17 protein-coding genes and 1 pseudogene are annotated in these 17,672 nt (G+C 33.9%); 8 read left to right on the top strand and 10 right to left on the bottom strand.

The window, feature by feature from the left end; translation table 11 throughout:
- Positions 1-69: 69 nt before the first annotated feature.
- The 3 genes from trxB to AAHF52_RS07100 all read right to left on the bottom strand — a co-directional run bounded on the left by trxB (position 70) and on the right by AAHF52_RS07100 (position 2,945).
- Positions 70-1,017, bottom strand: coding sequence for a thioredoxin-disulfide reductase (trxB, locus tag AAHF52_RS07110; RefSeq protein ID WP_017532617.1), 948 nt, complete (start codon positions 1,015-1,017; stop codon positions 70-72).
- On the bottom strand, positions 1,004-1,603 hold the full coding sequence (locus AAHF52_RS07105; protein WP_007302702.1) for a peroxiredoxin: 600 nt from the start codon (positions 1,601-1,603) through the stop codon (positions 1,004-1,006). Before AAHF52_RS07105 ends, trxB begins: the two co-directional genes overlap by 14 nt.
- A gap of 157 nt (positions 1,604-1,760) precedes the next feature.
- Positions 1,761-2,945 carry a hypothetical protein gene (locus AAHF52_RS07100; protein ID WP_007302701.1) on the bottom strand — a complete coding sequence of 395 codons (1,185 nt, stop codon included), beginning with the start codon at positions 2,943-2,945 and terminating at the stop codon, positions 1,761-1,763.
- A gap of 235 nt (positions 2,946-3,180) precedes the next feature.
- Between AAHF52_RS07100 and AAHF52_RS07095 the strand changes: the two genes are divergently transcribed.
- Complete coding sequence (locus AAHF52_RS07095; RefSeq protein ID WP_264336140.1) at positions 3,181-3,321, top strand: hypothetical protein; 141 nt, start codon at positions 3,181-3,183, stop codon at positions 3,319-3,321.
- Positions 3,322-3,506: 185 nt separating this feature from the next.
- On the opposite strand, the pseudogene AAHF52_RS07230 reads toward AAHF52_RS07095, so the two are convergent.
- The 4 genes and pseudogenes from AAHF52_RS07230 to gap form a co-directional block, all read right to left on the bottom strand.
- A pseudogene (locus AAHF52_RS07230) lies at positions 3,507-3,659 on the bottom strand (IS630 family transposase); the annotation flags it as partial.
- Between the two features lie 189 nt (positions 3,660-3,848).
- Positions 3,849-4,865: a magnesium transporter gene (locus tag AAHF52_RS07085; RefSeq protein WP_264376781.1), complete on the bottom strand. Its 1,017-nt coding sequence runs from the start codon at positions 4,863-4,865 to the stop codon at positions 3,849-3,851.
- A 181-nt stretch (positions 4,866-5,046) separates the two neighbouring features.
- On the bottom strand, positions 5,047-5,805 hold the full coding sequence (tatC, locus tag AAHF52_RS07080; RefSeq protein WP_007302699.1) for a twin-arginine translocase subunit TatC: 759 nt from the start codon (positions 5,803-5,805) through the stop codon (positions 5,047-5,049).
- A gap of 3 nt (positions 5,806-5,808) precedes the next feature.
- Complete coding sequence (gene gap, locus AAHF52_RS07075; protein ID WP_019236363.1) at positions 5,809-6,780, bottom strand: type I glyceraldehyde-3-phosphate dehydrogenase; 972 nt, start codon at positions 6,778-6,780, stop codon at positions 5,809-5,811.
- A 151-nt stretch (positions 6,781-6,931) separates the two neighbouring features.
- Here gap and AAHF52_RS07070 point away from each other — a divergent pair, with 151 nt between their 5' ends.
- The 6 genes from AAHF52_RS07070 to AAHF52_RS07045 all read left to right on the top strand — a co-directional run bounded on the left by AAHF52_RS07070 (position 6,932) and on the right by AAHF52_RS07045 (position 11,956).
- Positions 6,932-7,291 carry a hypothetical protein gene (locus tag AAHF52_RS07070; RefSeq protein WP_019236364.1) on the top strand — a complete coding sequence of 120 codons (360 nt, stop codon included), beginning with the start codon at positions 6,932-6,934 and terminating at the stop codon, positions 7,289-7,291.
- Positions 7,292-7,500: 209 nt separating this feature from the next.
- Positions 7,501-8,361, top strand: coding sequence for a hypothetical protein (locus AAHF52_RS07065; RefSeq protein ID WP_213863723.1), 861 nt, complete (start codon positions 7,501-7,503; stop codon positions 8,359-8,361).
- Between the two features lie 264 nt (positions 8,362-8,625).
- Entirely contained in the window at positions 8,626-8,754 is a 129-nt protein-coding gene (locus AAHF52_RS07060; protein ID WP_019078577.1) for a hypothetical protein, read from the top strand.
- Entirely contained in the window at positions 8,729-8,938 is a 210-nt protein-coding gene (locus tag AAHF52_RS07055; protein ID WP_012481750.1) for a hypothetical protein, read from the top strand. The genes AAHF52_RS07060 and AAHF52_RS07055 overlap by 26 nt, the downstream gene beginning before the upstream one ends.
- Before the next feature lie 175 nt (positions 8,939-9,113).
- Complete coding sequence (locus AAHF52_RS07050; protein ID WP_007302694.1) at positions 9,114-9,647, top strand: HK97 family phage prohead protease; 534 nt, start codon at positions 9,114-9,116, stop codon at positions 9,645-9,647.
- 101 nt (positions 9,648-9,748) lie between these two features.
- Positions 9,749-11,956, top strand: coding sequence for a hypothetical protein (locus tag AAHF52_RS07045; RefSeq protein ID WP_264686138.1), 2,208 nt, complete (start codon positions 9,749-9,751; stop codon positions 11,954-11,956).
- Here AAHF52_RS07045 and AAHF52_RS07040 read toward each other — a convergent pair whose 3' ends face one another.
- Positions 11,957-13,183, bottom strand: coding sequence for a CCA tRNA nucleotidyltransferase (locus AAHF52_RS07040; RefSeq protein ID WP_264376778.1), 1,227 nt, complete (start codon positions 13,181-13,183; stop codon positions 11,957-11,959).
- Positions 13,184-13,516: 333 nt separating this feature from the next.
- Positions 13,517-15,346 (bottom strand): translational GTPase TypA, encoded by a 1,830-nt coding sequence (typA, locus tag AAHF52_RS07035; RefSeq protein ID WP_007302691.1) that lies wholly within the window; start codon positions 15,344-15,346, stop codon positions 13,517-13,519.
- Between the two features lie 222 nt (positions 15,347-15,568).
- On the opposite strand from typA, the gene gltX reads away from it, so the two are divergent.
- A complete protein-coding gene (gltX, locus tag AAHF52_RS07030) occupies positions 15,569-16,903 on the top strand; it encodes a glutamate--tRNA ligase (RefSeq protein WP_052264733.1) in 1,335 nt (444 codons plus the stop codon).
- A 231-nt stretch (positions 16,904-17,134) separates the two neighbouring features.
- Here the strand turns inward: gltX and AAHF52_RS07025 are convergent, their stop codons facing one another.
- Entirely contained in the window at positions 17,135-17,542 is a 408-nt protein-coding gene (locus AAHF52_RS07025; RefSeq protein WP_019236369.1) for a transposase, read from the bottom strand.
- Positions 17,543-17,672 lie beyond the last annotated feature (130 nt).

Here is a 17,672-nt window from a genome sequence, read left to right as displayed (position 1 = left end):
ATTTATTGACATAATTATAAAAAAAACAAAGAAAATTGCAAGTAGTTTAGTTAAAAATTTTAGAATTAATTATGATTCCAAAAACTTTTCCGCATCAAGTGCAGCCATGCACCCTGTTCCTGCAGCAACTACTGCCTGGCGATATACCTTATCTTGAACATCACCAGCAGCAAATACCCCTGCCCTACTGGTTAGAGTTGTTCCAGGTTTCGTAATTATATAACCTTGCTGATCCATTTCAACAAAGCCCTTAAAAATACCTGTATTTGGTGCATGCCCAATTGCAATGAACACTCCATCTACTTTCAATTCCTGGGTTTTATTGATGTCTGTCGATTTAATTGTAATGCCAGTAACTTTTTTAGGATTTTCTTCTCCAAGAATCTGCTCTACGGTATGATTCCATATTACCTTTATCTTATCATTTTTAAAGAGCCTGTCTTGCATTACTTTCTCTGCTCTTAACTTATCACGCCTGTGTATCAGTATAACTTCCTTAGCAAATCGAGTTAAAAATATTGCTTCTTCAACAGCAGTATTTCCACCACCAACCACAGCTACAACTTTATTTCTAAAAAATGCACCATCACAAGTTGCGCATGCCGAAACTCCGTAACCTTGAAATTTCTTTTCACTCTCCAGGCCAAGCCACTTCGCTTGCGCACCAGCTGCGATTATAATTGCATTCGAATAGTAGTCACTAGCATTACCACAAGATCTAAATCTATACTCATTAGAATCCTCAAGTTGTTCTACACTTTTTATCTCATCGTCTATTATTCTTGCTCCCGCCTTCTCTGCATGCAACCTCTTTTGTTCCATGAGTTCTGGACCTTGTATAGAAATAAAACCTGGATAGTTTTCAACATCCGTAGTAATTGTAAGCTGACCACCAGGTTGCATTCCTGTTACTACAATTGGCTCTAAATTTGCACGTGCTGCATATATAGCAGCAGCATAACCCGCTGCTCCAGATCCAATAATAAGAACTTTTGTACTCAATTTATAATTCTGCACTGTGTGAGTTTAGATAATCAGCCACTCCTTCATCGCTTGCCTGCATCGCAGGCTTGCCTTTTTTCCACCCTGCTGGACATACTTCACCATGCTCTTCATTATGTTTTATTGCATCAATGATTCTAATGAATTCATCGATATTACGCCCTAAAGGAAAATCATTTATCGATTGATGACGTACAACAAATTTATCATCAATAACAAAAGTTGCTCTTAGTGCAATTGAGTCATCATATAAGACCCCATAGTCTCTTGATATAGACTTTTTGATATCAGACACTAAATTGTAGCTAACCTCTCCAATACCACCATCATTAACTGGAGTGTTTCGCCATTTATAGTGTGAAAATTTTGAATCTATACTTATTCCTATCACTTCAACATCACGTTTTGAAAAATCTTCTATTTTGTTGCTAAATGATATCAACTCAGTTGGACAGACAAAAGTAAAATCAAGTGGATAGAAAAAAAGGACAGCATACTTATCCTTTATATGTTTACTTAAACAGAAATCATCAACTATTTTTCCACTAGCAAGAACAGCCGAAGCAGTAAAATCGATAGCGGATTTTGTTACAAGATTCATAACTAACCTATTCATTCTTAATATTTATAATTTTATACCTTGATACATTTACATGCAAGTTTTCTTTAGCCCCAATCTTATAAAAACTTCCTCTTATGGCTGTGAAAATGTTATGATAAGAGCTAATTTTCATGAGTAGGGAAATACCCAAATATTACTATCTTTCACCTTTTCTCCCTTCAAATTTTTTAACCATTTCTTTTACACTTACATTCGTGGAAGGTAAATTTTTGCTGGCAAGATGGTTGATCGAAGATTTTTTATTCCCTACTGGAAATGAACGAGATTGTTTTCTCTTCACACTGATATCCGTTTGTGTTACTGAAGCAGTTTTGTTTTCAGCAGGCAACACGTTCTTTACTTGATTTCGCTCAAATCTTTCTTTTAATGCCTTTACTTTACTACTCTCGCGAGTCACTTCTTTTTTCATAGCAACTACTAGTACTTTTGGTCCATCAGCTTTTTTTGCTGATTCTTTACCATCTTGATTTTCAGATTTTAGTGGTAGTGTAGGGTTACTCTCAGCTGATTTTTCCACTACTATTTTTTGCTCTGTGCTTACTTTTTCGCCTAAATCTTTAGGCTTTGGTGGTACTGCAGGTTTATCTTTTTTCGGTTCTTGTCTAATTTTTTGATTGATAGTAAACATTTTCTCTGGTACTGGTGGTACTCTTGGTGGTTTTGGTGGTGCAAGAGATTGAAGTTGTTGTTTCTTCCTATTTTCTCTTTTTGCTTCTATATGTTCTTTAGGAATTGTTGCATAAATCGGCTCCTCTTTAATTGATTGTAGATTACGCAAATCTTTTGTTAAAGATTTGCTCTTTTCCTCTTGATAATTTGATATTTCTTCATACTCAGGATCTTCGTTTAATGAACCTCCATAACCTGAATCTTCTCGCTCATATAAGAGATTTTTCTTTTGCTGTCTATTTTCTAAATTTATTCCATATGACCTATATTTATCTTGACTTCTTTCTATTCGCTCTAAATCTGAAATTTTTTGAATAACATCTGTATATTCGATTGCTGTTCTAGCAGTTGAAGGAGGCAATTTATCTTTTATAAAATTACTTATATTCCTAATCGAAACATCTCTTCCTAATATTCTATTGAATATCCTAAGAATTAATGGCTTTTTATTTGCCTTCTTTACACAATTATTCAAGTCATCACGTATAACAAGTTTAGCTACATCTTCTGCCTTATCTGTAAAACCCTCTAAAGCATGAGATAAATCTGTTACTGTTTTACCATATTGTTTCTCTGAATTCCCTAGCTTTATAGCTTTGATCAGAGAATCGAGATTTTTTTTATAATCCTCACTTTTAAATGGATCATTCATACTAATTGTAATATTTTATTGAAATATAGATCTAAAATATTAAGATCTAGTGAATATTACTTTTTTAGTTCATATATAGCTATAGTTATACGGCGATAATGCGTAGCAGAATAACGATTTCGTCATTCTAGTATCTGCTTTTACCCCTTATCTAGGTGTGTAAAAGTGAAATCTAGTTTCGCTATATAACACAGTCTCATACAAGTAGCTTCTCGATTGAGAGTTGTCTTCTGCATTGAGCTCAACATTATTTACTACTTTTTCAGTAATAATTTCGGCAAACTCAGGAGAAAGTTCTTTTGCAGAAAATGCAGCATGTACATCATTTTTAACAAAGAAACACGTAGCAAGTGCAAATACTGCTGTTGGTACATAGCACCAATATACTAAAAAAAGTTGTAGAAGCTACTAAAGTAAATATTGCTTGAAGCATAATATACTGTTTATCAATGCCAACATATTCAGCCATCAATTTTCTAACTTTGTTATTGCTGCCATATGGCAAAAAATATCTTAATAAAAGCTGTTACACTATTACTAGCAAGATATCAATCACGCTCTATTGGATCTACATTTTGATTTAAAATCGCCTATTTTCTTGCACCTTTTTGCCATTCATAGAATGTTAACTTTAAACCTCTTGGCTACAAATGCTCTACTTTCCCCTACATCCAATGCTTTTTTCCTTAAATCATAACTATATGCTGCTGGCATTCACATCTCCTCACTACTTTACCTATTCCATCATGTTCCGACTATTAGGAAAAGAGCTATAATTTTCAACACTAACAAAACTACTTCCTAATCTTTTACACAGCAACCTATAAAACTTAATGCTGTGAATATATGATCAACAAAAAAAACTTTGAGAAAAGGAAGAATAGACTTCTTCCTTTTACTTAACTACGCTGTTATACTTGACCCTATACTAACTCCTTGCTCTACATTAGCTCCATCTAGATTCTTACTAGAATTTGACATTACATATGTAATACCACCAGCAACAAGTCCAGTGAGTACAGCAGCAGCCATAGCTATGCCAATCATAGTCAATACCGGTAATGCAGCACCAAAATACAATCCTAACCCAACTGCCAATGCAGCTATGGCACCACAAACACTACCAATGATTATTGGTTTATTAGTAGTTTTTACTGTATCTTTAGTTATATTTCCTTCAGTTTTAGGAACGATGCTTTCAGCCATTGAAGACTGTTCATTATTTTCACAATCGGACATAATACTTATTTCAGATGTACTACTTTCATCAGTTATATTTCCTTCAGTTTTAGGAACGATGCTTTCAGCCATTGAAGACTGTTCACTACTTTCACAATCGGGCATAATACTTTTAAACATTATACTTTTTAACATTTGTACCACATCATCATCGTGCTGTGGATTTTTTGATATTGAGTATAAAATCGCTCCAATTATGCTGTTACTATCTTTACTTTCCCAATTAGGTACGACCCTTTTAAGTGTTGTTAGAACATCATCACTAGAACTTATGCTCTTTTTAAGTATATCTAGCCAACCACTAATTTTAGTTTTTTCCTTTTCATCTTGTTCTTGATTTTTTAATATTTCTAAAATCTTACTGGTTTCGTTAAGATAATCTTTTCTTACACTAGCGAAAACTTTTTCTAACATATTATTCTTTTCAGCTACATCTAGAATATTTTTAATAGCTTCCTGATTACAAAGAATTGTAGCATGGGCAAGCAGTGTTATATCATGTTCCGCACCGTTTTTGAACTTCAAACTTATATTCGCAGTAGTAAGAACTTCTTCTAATATCGCTTTATCTTTAATTACATCTAAAATATTTTTAATAACTTCCTGGTTACTAAAACCCATAGCATAGGCAAGCGGTGTTAGAGTATGTTCTTCACCATCCTCGAACTCTATACATCTCACAGTAGTAAAAATTTCCAGCAAATCCTCTTTTGACGATCTTGGAAGATCAATAATATTATCAAATTATTATATATTTAAGCAAACAAGTCAATAAATTAATAAAATGCTGTGGTGCCAAAAACACTCAAACAAGAAAAAGTGCTCTGGTGCTCATTCTTTGTTTATAAATAATATTCTTGATTCAATCCTTTGCTTTCTTCTCAATATATCTACATATCAGAATAGACAGCTCATATAATACCAACATTGGAATTGCAAGCCCTACTTGGCTTAGTACATCAGGTGGAGTTAAGATTGCAGCAATAATGAAAATTACCACTATCGCAATTCTCCGTTTATTTGACAAACTTTGTGCAGTGATTAGCCCTACTCTCACCATTAAGGTTAGTATGACTGGAATTTGAAATGCAGTACCAAAAGCGAACGCGAATTGAAGAACAAGGTCTAAATATTCACTAACTGATGGCATAAACTCTATTGGTATACCGAAAGATTTACCGCTATGTTCAAAAGCAATAAAAAATTTCCAGGCTAAGGGAAATATGTAGTAGTAAACTACAGCGGCTCCCGTTACAAACAAAACCGGTGTTGCAATTAAGTATGGCAATAACACCGCCCTTTCTCTTTTATATAAGCCAGGTGCTAGAAACATATAGAATTGCCATGCAAACACAGGAAAAGAAAACAACAGTGCACTCATTATTGCAACCCTGAGATATACAAAAAACGCTTCTGTTAAGTCTGTATAGATTAGAGAAAAATCATTGCTATCTTTTGTAACTTCTATTAAAGGTGCAAGTAAAAAGCGGTATATATTTTCTTTAAAGTAGTAACAAAACCCGAAGGTAACACAAAAAAATAGAAAGCAAAAAATAACCCTTTTTCTAAGTTCCGCAAAGTGCTCATAAAATGAAGCATATTTTTGTGAGTTTTCGTTCATACTTTACAATAAAGCTATATCTAACATTCTCAGTGAAAAAGCCCATTCATTATCGTACCACGCTGCAACTCTACAGATATCACCTGTGACATATGTACCAGCTAAATCCACAATTGCACTATAAGGGTTATGGACAAAGTCTATTGAAACTAAAGGCTCGTTACATACGGAAAGCACATGATTTGCTGAATTCTTAAACATTTCATTTATTTCTCCAGCTGTTACCTTCTTATCAGTCGTAAATTTAAAATCAACCATAGAAACGTTGCTAACCGGAACTCTAATAGCAGTACCATCTAGCTTACCCTTTAACTGAGGAATGACAGAACCAATTGTTTTTGCTGCTCCAGTTGTAGTTGGCACCATAGAAAGGCCACAAGCTCTTGCCCTACGTAAGTCTCTATGGTTGCCATCAAGAATATTTTGATCATTCGTATAGGCATGTATAGTGGTCATAAAACCGCTTTTTATACCTAAATTGGAGTGTAAAACGTGTACAATCGGAGCCAGACAGTTTGTAGTACAAGAACCTGCTGAGATCACTTTATGCTCCTTTTTTAGCATATCGTTATTTACGCCGTAAACTACAGTTACATCAGCATCTGAAACTGGAGCAGAGACAATTACTCTCTCTGCATTATGCTTTGCTGCTTCCGCACGCTTGTTGAATGCACCAGTGCATTCAAGCACTACATCAACATTCCAAGGAATATTTTCAGGGCTACGTTCTCTATATAAAGAAAATTTCCTGCCATTTATAGATAGCCAATTTTCAGACTCGTTAAAATCAATATCGCCGTTAAATTTGCCATGAACAGAGTCATATTTAATCAAATGTGCATGCTGCTCAGCACTGAGCGACCCATTTACCGCCACAACTTCTATTTGCTCGCTATAGTTTTCTACTTCAAAAATAGCACGCAATACACTTCTGCCTATTCTACCAAGACCATTAATTCCTACACGAATTGTCATTTTTCCATCTTAAAAGTTTAATTATACGGAATATTGCCTGATATTTCATTCTATTCTTTTAGTTGTTAATCCTAATGTTATAATATATTGATTGACTAAAGAAACTGTATCACTTAATTAATAATGTCTAAATTTTAACTTGGAGTAGGTTATGCATGGATTACCAATGACAAATTCAGATAATCAGTATCAGCAAAGAAAAATAGAAGCATTGCAAAAAGAAAATAAAGGACTGTCAGAAAAAGTGAAAACACTACAGAAAATGTCAGTGCTGCAAAATGAAATGCTAGTAATGCTACAGTGGAAATCAATAACAGAGAAACTGCGCACAGAAATATTAAAAAAACTGCTAGAAGCACCTCAAGAAGCAGCAGCATTTCAATTAGAAGAAAGAGATGAAGATCAGCAAGTAATAGAAGACATACTGGATATGCAAGAAGAATTTGAATCTTTACAAAATTTGGAAAGTACTACTATTGAACAAACAAATATTCAAGGACAGAGCATATAAACTTGTAATAGTTTTAAACTATTACATATAACTTTCTCTACTTCCTTCTTTATCGTTATCCAGTGTTGTGGCACTGGGTGCTCCGCTCTTTTTGTATTTTACGACTAAGGATATCATTTTTTAGTGCTTATTTCTTAATATATTAATATAAATCTTAATTAAGTAATTATAGTACTATATTATTTAACTCAATATTAATGATAATTATTATGGATTTAAAAAACTTACAACTAGAGTTGCTTAGAATAATTTTTCTCATACTTGCACCAGCTAGTGCAGAAGAAGAAAGAGATATGAAGGAGCGAGCATTAGAGATTATAAGTATATTAAAAGATCATATTAATGATGATATAGAAATGAATAATCTGAGAATGACAATTTTAGACTACATTGTCTTTTGTGATAGTCAAGATAACGTAAGGTTAAATAACAGATCGTTATTAGACTTAGAAGATGCCGTCAAAAGTATTGGAGGGAAAACTTCACAAGAGTTAGGGCGAGTAAATCAGATTCCACAGCAACCAAATAGTATTGGGTTAGCGGTAGCAGAAGCTACAATACAATATGAGGCGCATGTGAGAGAAATGGAAGAGAGAAATGTAAGGATTATCACCTCAATTGGAGTATTAGGTATAACAGCCTTAGGAGTTAATCTAGGAGTTAATCTTGGAAAATCAAAAGTGAGTGAAATTATTGGTGCAACACTTGGAGGACTATTATCCATGCCAATAATGGTCATGTTACCAGCATCAATAGCAGTAGCGTTAAAAAACAGTAATTCAGAGCTTAGAGAAGTAGTACAATATTCTCTTGATGCAACAAGTAAACCGTCAAGGATTGGGTTAGTAGCAGCTTTAGGAGCAGGCGCGATGATGTTAATTAACAATATAACTAGCAGCAGCACTGAAACAAATATGGAATTATTAGGCCCTGGTTTTATAGCTGCAACTGGAGCTGGAATTGGTGCTGCATTGTCAACGGCTTTAGCGAGAAGGATGTTTGCTACTATCTCCACAAATTTGGAAAGTACTACTATTGAACAAACAAATATTCAAGGACAGAGCATATAAACTTGTAATAGCTTCAAACTATTATAAATAACTTTCCCTACTTCCTTCTTTATCGTTACCCCGGGTGTTGTAAAACTGGGGTAATACCTTCCGCTACGCAAATCACCTACAAAACACAATCTTTTTATTCCCCCAAATAATTAGTTGTGAATTTAAGCAATCATATTAATATAGTAAATATTTACTTAATATACTAGTATTTACCTTGACTAAACAATTATAGTGCTGTATAATTTGTACTTAAGCTTTAATAGTGAGGTGTTGATGGACGCACAAGAATTAGAAAACTTACAGAAAAGTTCATCAACAAAATCCCAAGATGCTGGGGAGAAAACATCAGAAGAGTTGGGAAGAAATTTAAACCCGAATGAAGCCAATAATGATATATTCTAAAATCTATCAAGAATACGAGGGAGAAACATGGACAGAGTCATTAATGAATGGTTTTATAGCCGCTGTTTCATTGGGATTTGGCTTCCTTCTAGGAAAAGCTACAAACGAAGCTGTTTCTACAAATCTGGAAAACGCTGCTGTTGAACAACCCAATGTGCAACAAACCCTACCCTTATGTATATAAAATGACAAATTTTATAACTAAAAAAGTACTTCCACATTTTCAAAGCACTGCATACAATAGAATTATATTGTAGTGCCTTATACTCATCCTGAGATATAGGAAAACAATCTATACAACATTTTAAGCTGGCTCAGAGCGCTGGCAAACCCAATACCATAATTTACAAGGAGGACTTATGAATAAGAAATTTCTCTATTCACCATTATCAATAAAAAGCATAGAAGAAAACGGAGTATTTTCTGGCTATGCGAGCGTTTTTAATATAGTTGATAAGCAAAATGATCTGATATTACCAGGAGCATTTAAGAATAACTTAAATAAAAGTCAGATAAAACTTCTTTGGCAGCACAATCCGAGCGAGCCTATAGGTAATATTACGGATATTTGCGAAAATGATATTGGCCTATATATAACTGCACATTTGCTTTTTGGTATTCAAAAAGCAGAGGAAGCATATTTAATGCTCAAAACTGGAACTATTAACGGGCTTTCGATTGGCTATATACCAATAGAGTATGATGTTGATCATGAAAGCGGAGCTCGAGTGTTAAAACAAGTGGAGCTATGGGAAGTTAGTTTGGTCACTTTCCCTGCAAATTTGGCAGCTCAGGTAATCAACGTGAAAAATCAGCACAATGAACAAGAAATGTTAGCAAGAGCAATAGAAAAAGCAAATTCTGTGCTTACGAACATGTGTATTTCTACTTAAAATCTATAAAAATTTTCACACAATTTAACATTTATATTATTATTTATTTAATAATTATATTAATATATATAACTTCAATACTTTAAAAATTAGGTAATTTTATGCTAAATGCTAACAATAAGGTTAATTACGAACCTAAACAAAAGGAAAAAAAATATAGCTTATCCACTGTGCTTGCTTGGCTATATCTAAAAACAATTGGACGAATGTTGCCAGAAAAGTGGAATCAATGGGCAAAGAGTATCCTACATTACAATATTGCAGATAATGTGGTTCAGACTGATGATCTTTTAAATTCTAACAGAGAAAAGGAATTGAAGGATGAAAATGAGAGATTAAAAGAAAAGTTGAAAGAAGGTAGTAAGAAGGAGGAAAATCAGTCAAATTTAAATCAGGAATTAACTAAAAAAGAGAAAGAAATTACTAAACTTAAAGAACAAGTAAAATCATTAGGAGAGGAAAAAGAAATATTTGCTAAATTTTTTGCAGCACAAGCACAGCAGATTGAAGACTTAGAATTAGAAAATGAAGAGTTAAAGTCTAAACTTGCAGGACTTAAAAAGAACTATAGTGAATTGGTAAAAATTGCACAAAAAAGAGGAGAAGAATTTTTAGCACAGTTCAAGGAAAAGTCTGAGGAGATATTACATTTGCAGAAAGAATTAATTGAGTGCAGCAAAGAATTTGCAAATAAAATAGAAATGCTCTCAGTAAGGATAGAAGAAAAAGATGGGGAAATAGGTAGTTTAACGGAATTAAATAAAACATTAGAACAAGAGAAAAAGGAAATGGAGAATAAAAATAATGCACAACAGCAAACTATATTTACAAAAGACCAAAAAATAAAAGAGCAAGACGATTTGATAAATTCATTTCGTGAAAATAAAGATATAAATCAAACTGTGAAGAAAGAGAATAAAAGCCTAAGAGCGCAAAACACAGAACTTAAGAGTAAATTTAGTAAGTTAAACAACGAGTCTGATACTAAAATAAAGGAATTAAAAAATCAACTTGAGGAGAAACAAGCAGAATTAGAACAAGCTAAGAAAAAAAATACTGAATTAGAGGATCTTAAACAACAATTAGAGCAAAACAAAAGTGATTCAAGTAATAAACTAAGTGCTGCTGAAATAAAGAAAAAAGACTTAGAAAGTGAAGTTACTAAGTTACAAGAACAAGCTAAGGAAAAAGGTGCTGAATTACAGAGTCTTAAACAACAATTAGAGAAAGAAAAGACTAATCTAAATACCATTGAAAAAGAGAAAAAAGAATTAGAAAGTGAAGTTGACAAATTGCAGGAAAAATCACAGAAATTAGAAAAAAGTAACGTTGAAATAAAGAAACAAAAGGCAGATTTGGAGGGAAAATTAAAATCTTCACAAGAAGAGAATAAAAAGTTACAAGAACAAGTTGAACATCTGAGTCAAGAACGAGAAAAAGCAACAAGTATCGCAATATCTTCTGTTGAAAATAATGTAGAAACACTTAGTGAAACATTAAAAAATCAACAGATTGAAAGTTCAATAGCTGAAGGTGGACAACAAAAGTTAAAAAATGAGCTAAAAGATGCTGGTAAAAAGTCAGAAGGTATGAATAAAAAAACTAAAGCAGATACAAAGAGTATTTTTTCTACTTCTGGTTCTGTGAAGTCAAAATTTTCAAATACTTTATCTAAGCTTCGCGGGAATGACAGTCTCGATAAATTTTTATCTGATCAAAATACAAAGTTGAAAAAAAGTTTTCCTGAATTTAAAGGAGAACACTTTTGCCATAACGTGCTTAAGGAAACTATACAATCTCTAGTATATCAAAATGGTTATAAATTTAAAAGTGATAAGTTACTTGCACTGTTGAAAGAGAATTTGGTTCAATCTGGAAGAGCGATCATAGAAACTAATGTTAACAAAGTTGTTACAGAAGTTGGTAAAAAACATTCCATTAAAAATGGAGATTTTGTTAAAAATTGTGTAAACAAGTTGTATTTCAATGAAAAAGATAGTGAAGCAATAATAAGTTCTTTCACAAAATTTTTGGCTCAGGGAAATGATAGCAATAATGATTCAGTCAAAAAATTTGTTGTGCAGAAGTTAACGGAAGCTCAAATAAAATGTTTTTCAGATAAGGTTCAACAACTGGCATCAAGTATAAGAGATAAATTTTTATCCCCAGATCAGGGAATGTGTAATCAGACTCAAGGAGGAGTAAACGAGTATCAATTAACAGATAAAGCTAAAAAAGAATACAAATTAACACTTAATTCTTCCATGAGTCACACTACTACATCAAACATTCAGGAATTAGTTAGATAACTAGAGTAGGCTCTTAGCATAAAGTATCAGCTCCTCTTTTGTTAAACTGTAGGAGCTGTCTTCCCAGTGTTGTCGTAGCAATTCTAAGTTTCTACCTAAACTTTTTCCTGGTTGGTGACCTATGATTATTAAATCATCCCCAGATAAAGGAAATTTTGGAACATTGAATATATTGGCAAATAAAATATACTCATCAACATTTGTTCCAGACTCAATACCACAAATCTTCATTAAGTCACAATATAATTCCTTACCAAATAAAGATATGTATTTCTTTTGCTCTTTTTCTGAAAGCTCTGTTTTAATATTGTTTGATAATAAAAATAATAGCTTTTTCTTTTGCTTATTTGAAAGACGTAAAAACTTGCTCACTTCTTCTCCAAGACTAACTCTATCTTCGGCAGTCCTAAGAAGCAAAGCTAATTTTGTTAGTGCATCGATTGTGGGATCTAGGAAAGGCGTATGGACATACGCTGAGGGTTTTATAGGAGGTTTAGTGTTGATAAGAAGTGGTGAAGATAAAATTTCGCATTTTACTTCTTTTGGAATAATTTTTTGTAAAACATCAGATTTTTGCATGCTCTTAAGTGTTGGAGCAGGATCATTGCATTCCAAGAGTTTAAATATTTCTTCTCTTATTCTCTCTCCAGAGAGGTTTTGAATCATGTGCGAATGCTTTTTGCACACATCCAATATTTCATCACTTAAATCTCCTATGCATATTTTAGCGTGAAAACGAAACGCTCTTAAAATACGTAGATAGTCTTCCTTAATCCTATCTTCAGCGTTACCTATAAAGTTTAACTTTCGTGTTTTTAAGTCCTGAATGCCACCAAAGTAGTCGTATATATGGCCATGCTTGTCCGCATAAAGAGCATTAAACGTAAAGTCGCGCCTTGAAGCATCAGCTTGCCAATCATTAGTAAATTCTACCTTCGCATGTCTACCGTCACACTTTACATCATGCCTTAGCGTTGTAATCTCAAAGGATCTTTTATTTAAAATCGCAGTAATAGTTCCATGTTTTAAGCCAGTTGGAATAGTTTTTATATTACGGAGTTTTAACGCTTTAACTGCTTGATTAGGCAGCAGATTAGTAGCAAGATCAATGTCGTGAATTTCACGCTGCAAAATTGAATCTCTAACACATCCACCAACAAGTCTTGCCTCACCACCAAATTTCTCTATGGCCTCAATAATTACACTAGTTTCGTGATCAATTTGCATTTAGGTTACACATACTGAAAATCATGTTACAAAAAATGCGAAACTTTTGCAAAAATCCTCATATAAAAATATATAGGCAGGAGAGTGGTAAAATAAGAGGGTAAAGTGATAGAGTAAGTCTACAACAAATCCAGTGCCTAGAAACTTATAAGTATAAAAGTAATGTTAAAATACAATGTTTTCGATGATTATAAAAAAGCTGGATGAGCCACTTGCATGACACCTTTGTAGCCTTCTCTTGTCATCCCAATACCTGCTCAAGTAACTGACACTGGTTCCCTTTATGATGGTGTTATCCGAGTAGCTCATCCAGATTTTTATCAGGAACGTTGATTACTCTTTATTCTTCGCCCTTCCTGCACGTTTACGTTCATTTGGATCGAGGAACTTCTTACGCAAACGTATAGATTTTGGAGTTACTTCTACCAATTCATCATCGTCTATATATGCTATCATATCCTCCAGTGTCATTATTTTTGGTGGAGTAAGCTTTATAGCTTCATCGCTACCTGAAGCTCTTACGTTTGTTAATTGCTTACCTTTAAGTACATTTATTTCTAAATCATTGTCACGACTATGCTGACCGACAATCATACCACAATATACCTTATCTTGTGGCTTAACAAACATAATTCCCCTATCTTGCAGATTGAAAATTGCATACGCTACTGCTTCGCCTTTGTCTGTTGAAATTAAAACCCCATTACGCCTTCCGGAAATTGAACCTTTATGTGGAGCATAACTGTGAAATAAACGGTTGATTATACCAGTGCCGCGAGAATCAGTTAAAAATTCTCCTTGATAGCCAATTAATCCCCTTGATGGCACTAAAAATGTCAACCTAGTTCTGCCACTACCAGAAGGTCTCATGTCAGTTACTTCACCTTTTCGAAAGCTAAGTTTTTCCATGATGATTCCACTATACTCATCATCTACATCAATTACTACTTCCTCTATAGGTTCAAGTTTTTTGCCATCTTCTTCTTTAAACAGCACTCGAGGCCGTGAAACTGAAAGTTCAAAACCTTCCCTTCTCATATTTTCAATCAGTACCCCAAGCTGCAACTCACCACGTCCACCTACTTCAAATGCTTCACCACTTGGAGCCAAAGTTACAGTAATTGCAACGTTTGTTTCTGCTTCTGCATATAAACGATCTTTTATAACAGTTGAGGTAAGTTTTGTTCCCTCTTGCCCAGCAAAAGGTGAGTCATTCACGCTTATAGTAATCGCCATTGTTGGCGGGTCAACTGGAGTTGAGCTGATCGCAGTTGTAACTTCTGGTGCTGCTATAGTGTCTGAAACTGAAGCTTTCTCAAGTCCTGCAATGGCAATGATATCACCAGCTACAGCTTGCTCTACTGGAACGCGTTTTAAGCCAGAAAATGAGAGTAACTTAGTTAATCTCCCTCGCTCAACCACTTGACCATCAAGATCAATTACCTTAAGATCTGAGTTAACTTGCGCGATTCCTTGGTAAATCTTTCCTGTCAATATTCTGCCAAGAAATTTATCAGATTCAAGTAAAGTAACTAGCATAGCAAAAGGTGCATTTTGATCATAAACGGAAGGTTTTATGTAATCTATCACCGTTGAAAATAATGGGCTTAAATCTTTTCTCTCATCAGATAGCTCCTTAGCACACCAACCATTTCTACCTGAAGCATAGAGTACTGGAAAATCTAGTTGCTCGTTGGTTGCATCAAGGTTAAAAAATAACTCATATATTTCATTTAGTACTTCATCAATTCTGCTGTCTGGTCGATCAACCTTATTGATTATCACAATCGGTTTTAAATTTGCCTTTAGTGCTTTTGACAACACAAACTTAGTCTGTGGCATTGGACCTTCTGCAGCATCAACCAGTAGTAATACACCATCTGCCATGCAGAGCACCCTTTCCACTTCTCCACCAAAATCCGCATGTCCTGGTGTATCAATGATATTGATTTTCTCATCACCCCACATTATTGACGTACATTTTGCAAGTATTGTAATCCCACGTTCACGTTCTTGATCACCACTATCCATCACTCGTTCTTGAACTTCTTGATTCTCACGAAACGTGCCACTTTGTTTTAACATGTTATCAAGTAAAGTAGTTTTTCCGTGGTCAACGTGTGCAATTATTGCAATATTGCGGATTGATTTAAATTCACTCATTTCTTATCATTTCAAATTTAATTTAATAACAAGTATACGTATAATATATTTAGAGTAAATAACTAAAGCCGTGCTTTCAGAGTATTTTAGGCAGATCATGGAACTCTAACAAAAAGGTTTCATGTTCGCTGTACTTTGTAGCAACTAACACCAAGACAAAGAAGAATCTTGCTTTAGCAGTACATTTATATAAAATTAAAATAAACTAAAGTAATCATTTAAATGCTAACAAGATTCGCTCCAAGCCCAACTGGCTACCTACATGTAGGAAACATACGCACTGCACTCATTTGTTGGATGTACACACGTAATCAAAATGGAAAATTTTTACTACGTTTTGATGATACTGATCTTGAGCGTTCAGATATCAAATATGTAGATAATATCATAGAAGACCTAAAATGGATTGGCATAAATTGGAATTCAAGTTTTAAGCAATCAGAGCGTTTTGAGCGCTATAACGAGGTGTTCTTACAGTTAATGAAAGAAGGTCATATTTATGCATGTTATGAAACAAGAGAAGAATTAGACACTAAACGAAAATTGCAATTAAAACAAGGTCTTCCCCCTGTTTACGATAAAGGTGCGTTGCTTTTAACTGAGCAAGAGAAAATTCGTTATGAGCAAGAAGGACGAAAACCACATTTCAGATTTAAATTGGATAGAAATAAAACTGTAAAATGGAATGATGAAGTTAAAGGCGAAATAAATATTGCAACAATTCATATCAGCGATCCTGTAGTAAAAAGAGAAGATGGAATTTATACGTACATGCTACCTTCTGTTATTGATGACATTGACTTTAATGTAACCCATGTTGTACGTGGGGAAGATCATGTAACTAATACCGCAGTTCAGATTCAAATGATTCAAGCATTAAAAGCGAAAATTCCTATCTTTGCCCACCTTCCCTTACTACACTTTGATGATAGCAAAATATCGAAACGGAAAGGCGGGCTGGATATTAAGTCCATAAGAGAAGATGAGATTGAATCAATGGCGCTAACTAGCTATTTAGCAAAGCTTGGAACATCTGATCCGATAGAAGCTTATATTGATATGCAGTCTTTAATTGACTCATTTGATATCAAAAAATTTAGTTCAGCATCTTTACAATTCAGCTTGAGTGAAATGTATAAGCTAAATAGCAAAGTGCTACAACAAATGCCATTTGAAATGGTGCAAGATCGTTTAAGTCAAATTGGCTCAGAGTTTTGGTATTTTATAAGGAGTAATATAGAAAAGTTTTCTGAAGTGGCCAAATGGTGGAAAATATGCAAATTTGGTATAGAACCTGTGGTTCTTAATAAAGAGTTTATAAAAATAGCGCTAAGCACATTACCTCAAGGTGATTGTAATGAAAACACATTATCAGAGTGGGTTAAAAATATTCGACAGACAATTGATATAAAGGCAAAAGATCTATTTATGCAGTTGCGCCTCGCTTTAACAGGAACAGAAACAGGTCCAGAACTCGCTAAATTATTAATTTTTATCGGTAGAGAGAGCATTATTGCAAGGTTAGAAGAAAGCCAAAGAATTATACAAAAGGTTTAAATGCACCGAATGTATTTTGAATGACACCAATAAGCATTGTTCAGGAAATGTGAAAATATTAGATTTCTTGTCATTCCAGTTTCTGCTCCTGTCATTCAAGTAGCTAACACTGGAATCCATAATCTCGCCAAAACGTTGTATTTTAAAATAACTTCTATACATATCCCATATTTCTGGATCCCAGTGGGCTTTGTTGCATAACACTTCATGTAGTGGTGATTTACGACAAATTCATGTAACTATTTCAAATTTAGCCATACCAAAATCAGTAAATTTGTTAAGCAAATAACACTTGAGTAGCAGTTCCTTTTCACGATTAACCTCAGATTTGTTACGAAAATTAAATCCGAATATTTGTTTCAGTCGCGAGAAAAAACTTTCTATATAAGATCTTTTTCCGTAGTTTATTTGCCTTTTCCACATCTTTATATTATCTTTATCATATGACTTTATTAGTCTAATTGCAGCATTTCTCTCTGCCATATAGTCTAACTTTGGATGCTCTACTGCATTATTTTGCAGAGGAATTTTTGTCTTTATCCCAAGTTCATTGCACAATTTATATAATTTCTTTCGGTTATATGCCCTATCTCCATACAGTGTGCTTATATTGAGCTTCAACTCTTTCAATAAGATCACAGGTTCCGTAATGATCAGAATAAACTCCTCTACTATATTTTGCAGCTATGACTTTTTTGCTACCTATCTCCAGCATTACATGCAGCTTTCTTACCTGTTTATAACTGCGATACTTCGCTATTTTCCTTAC

This window comes from Wolbachia endosymbiont (group B) of Melanargia galathea, from assembly GCF_964030625.1.
In the GTDB taxonomy this organism is placed as follows: Bacteria; Pseudomonadota; Alphaproteobacteria; order Rickettsiales; family Anaplasmataceae; genus Wolbachia.
Note: the sequence above shows the minus strand (reverse complement) of the source record. Positions and strands in the feature narration are given on the sequence as shown.

Coding starts and splice junctions, on each gene's coding strand:
- AAHF52_RS07105 (WP_007302702.1), bottom strand. CDS start 1,603: ATGAATCTTGTAACAAAATCCGCTATCGATTTTACTGCTTCGGCTGTT.
- AAHF52_RS07100 (WP_007302701.1), bottom strand. CDS start 2,945: ATGAATGATCCATTTAAAAGTGAGGATTATAAAAAAAATCTCGATTCT.
- tatC (WP_007302699.1), bottom strand. CDS start 5,805: ATGAACGAAAACTCACAAAAATATGCTTCATTTTATGAGCACTTTGCG.
- gap (WP_019236363.1), bottom strand. CDS start 6,780: ATGACAATTCGTGTAGGAATTAATGGTCTTGGTAGAATAGGCAGAAGT.
- AAHF52_RS07070 (WP_019236364.1), top strand. CDS start 6,932: ATGCATGGATTACCAATGACAAATTCAGATAATCAGTATCAGCAAAGA.
- AAHF52_RS07065 (WP_213863723.1), top strand. CDS start 7,501: ATGGATTTAAAAAACTTACAACTAGAGTTGCTTAGAATAATTTTTCTC.
- AAHF52_RS07060 (WP_019078577.1), top strand. CDS start 8,626: ATGGACGCACAAGAATTAGAAAACTTACAGAAAAGTTCATCAACAAAA.
- AAHF52_RS07055 (WP_012481750.1), top strand. CDS start 8,729: ATGAAGCCAATAATGATATATTCTAAAATCTATCAAGAATACGAGGGA.
- AAHF52_RS07050 (WP_007302694.1), top strand. CDS start 9,114: ATGAATAAGAAATTTCTCTATTCACCATTATCAATAAAAAGCATAGAA.
- AAHF52_RS07045 (WP_264686138.1), top strand. CDS start 9,749: ATGCTAAATGCTAACAATAAGGTTAATTACGAACCTAAACAAAAGGAA.
- AAHF52_RS07040 (WP_264376778.1), bottom strand. CDS start 13,183: ATGCAAATTGATCACGAAACTAGTGTAATTATTGAGGCCATAGAGAAA.
- typA (WP_007302691.1), bottom strand. CDS start 15,346: ATGAGTGAATTTAAATCAATCCGCAATATTGCAATAATTGCACACGTT.
- gltX (WP_052264733.1), top strand. CDS start 15,569: ATGCTAACAAGATTCGCTCCAAGCCCAACTGGCTACCTACATGTAGGA.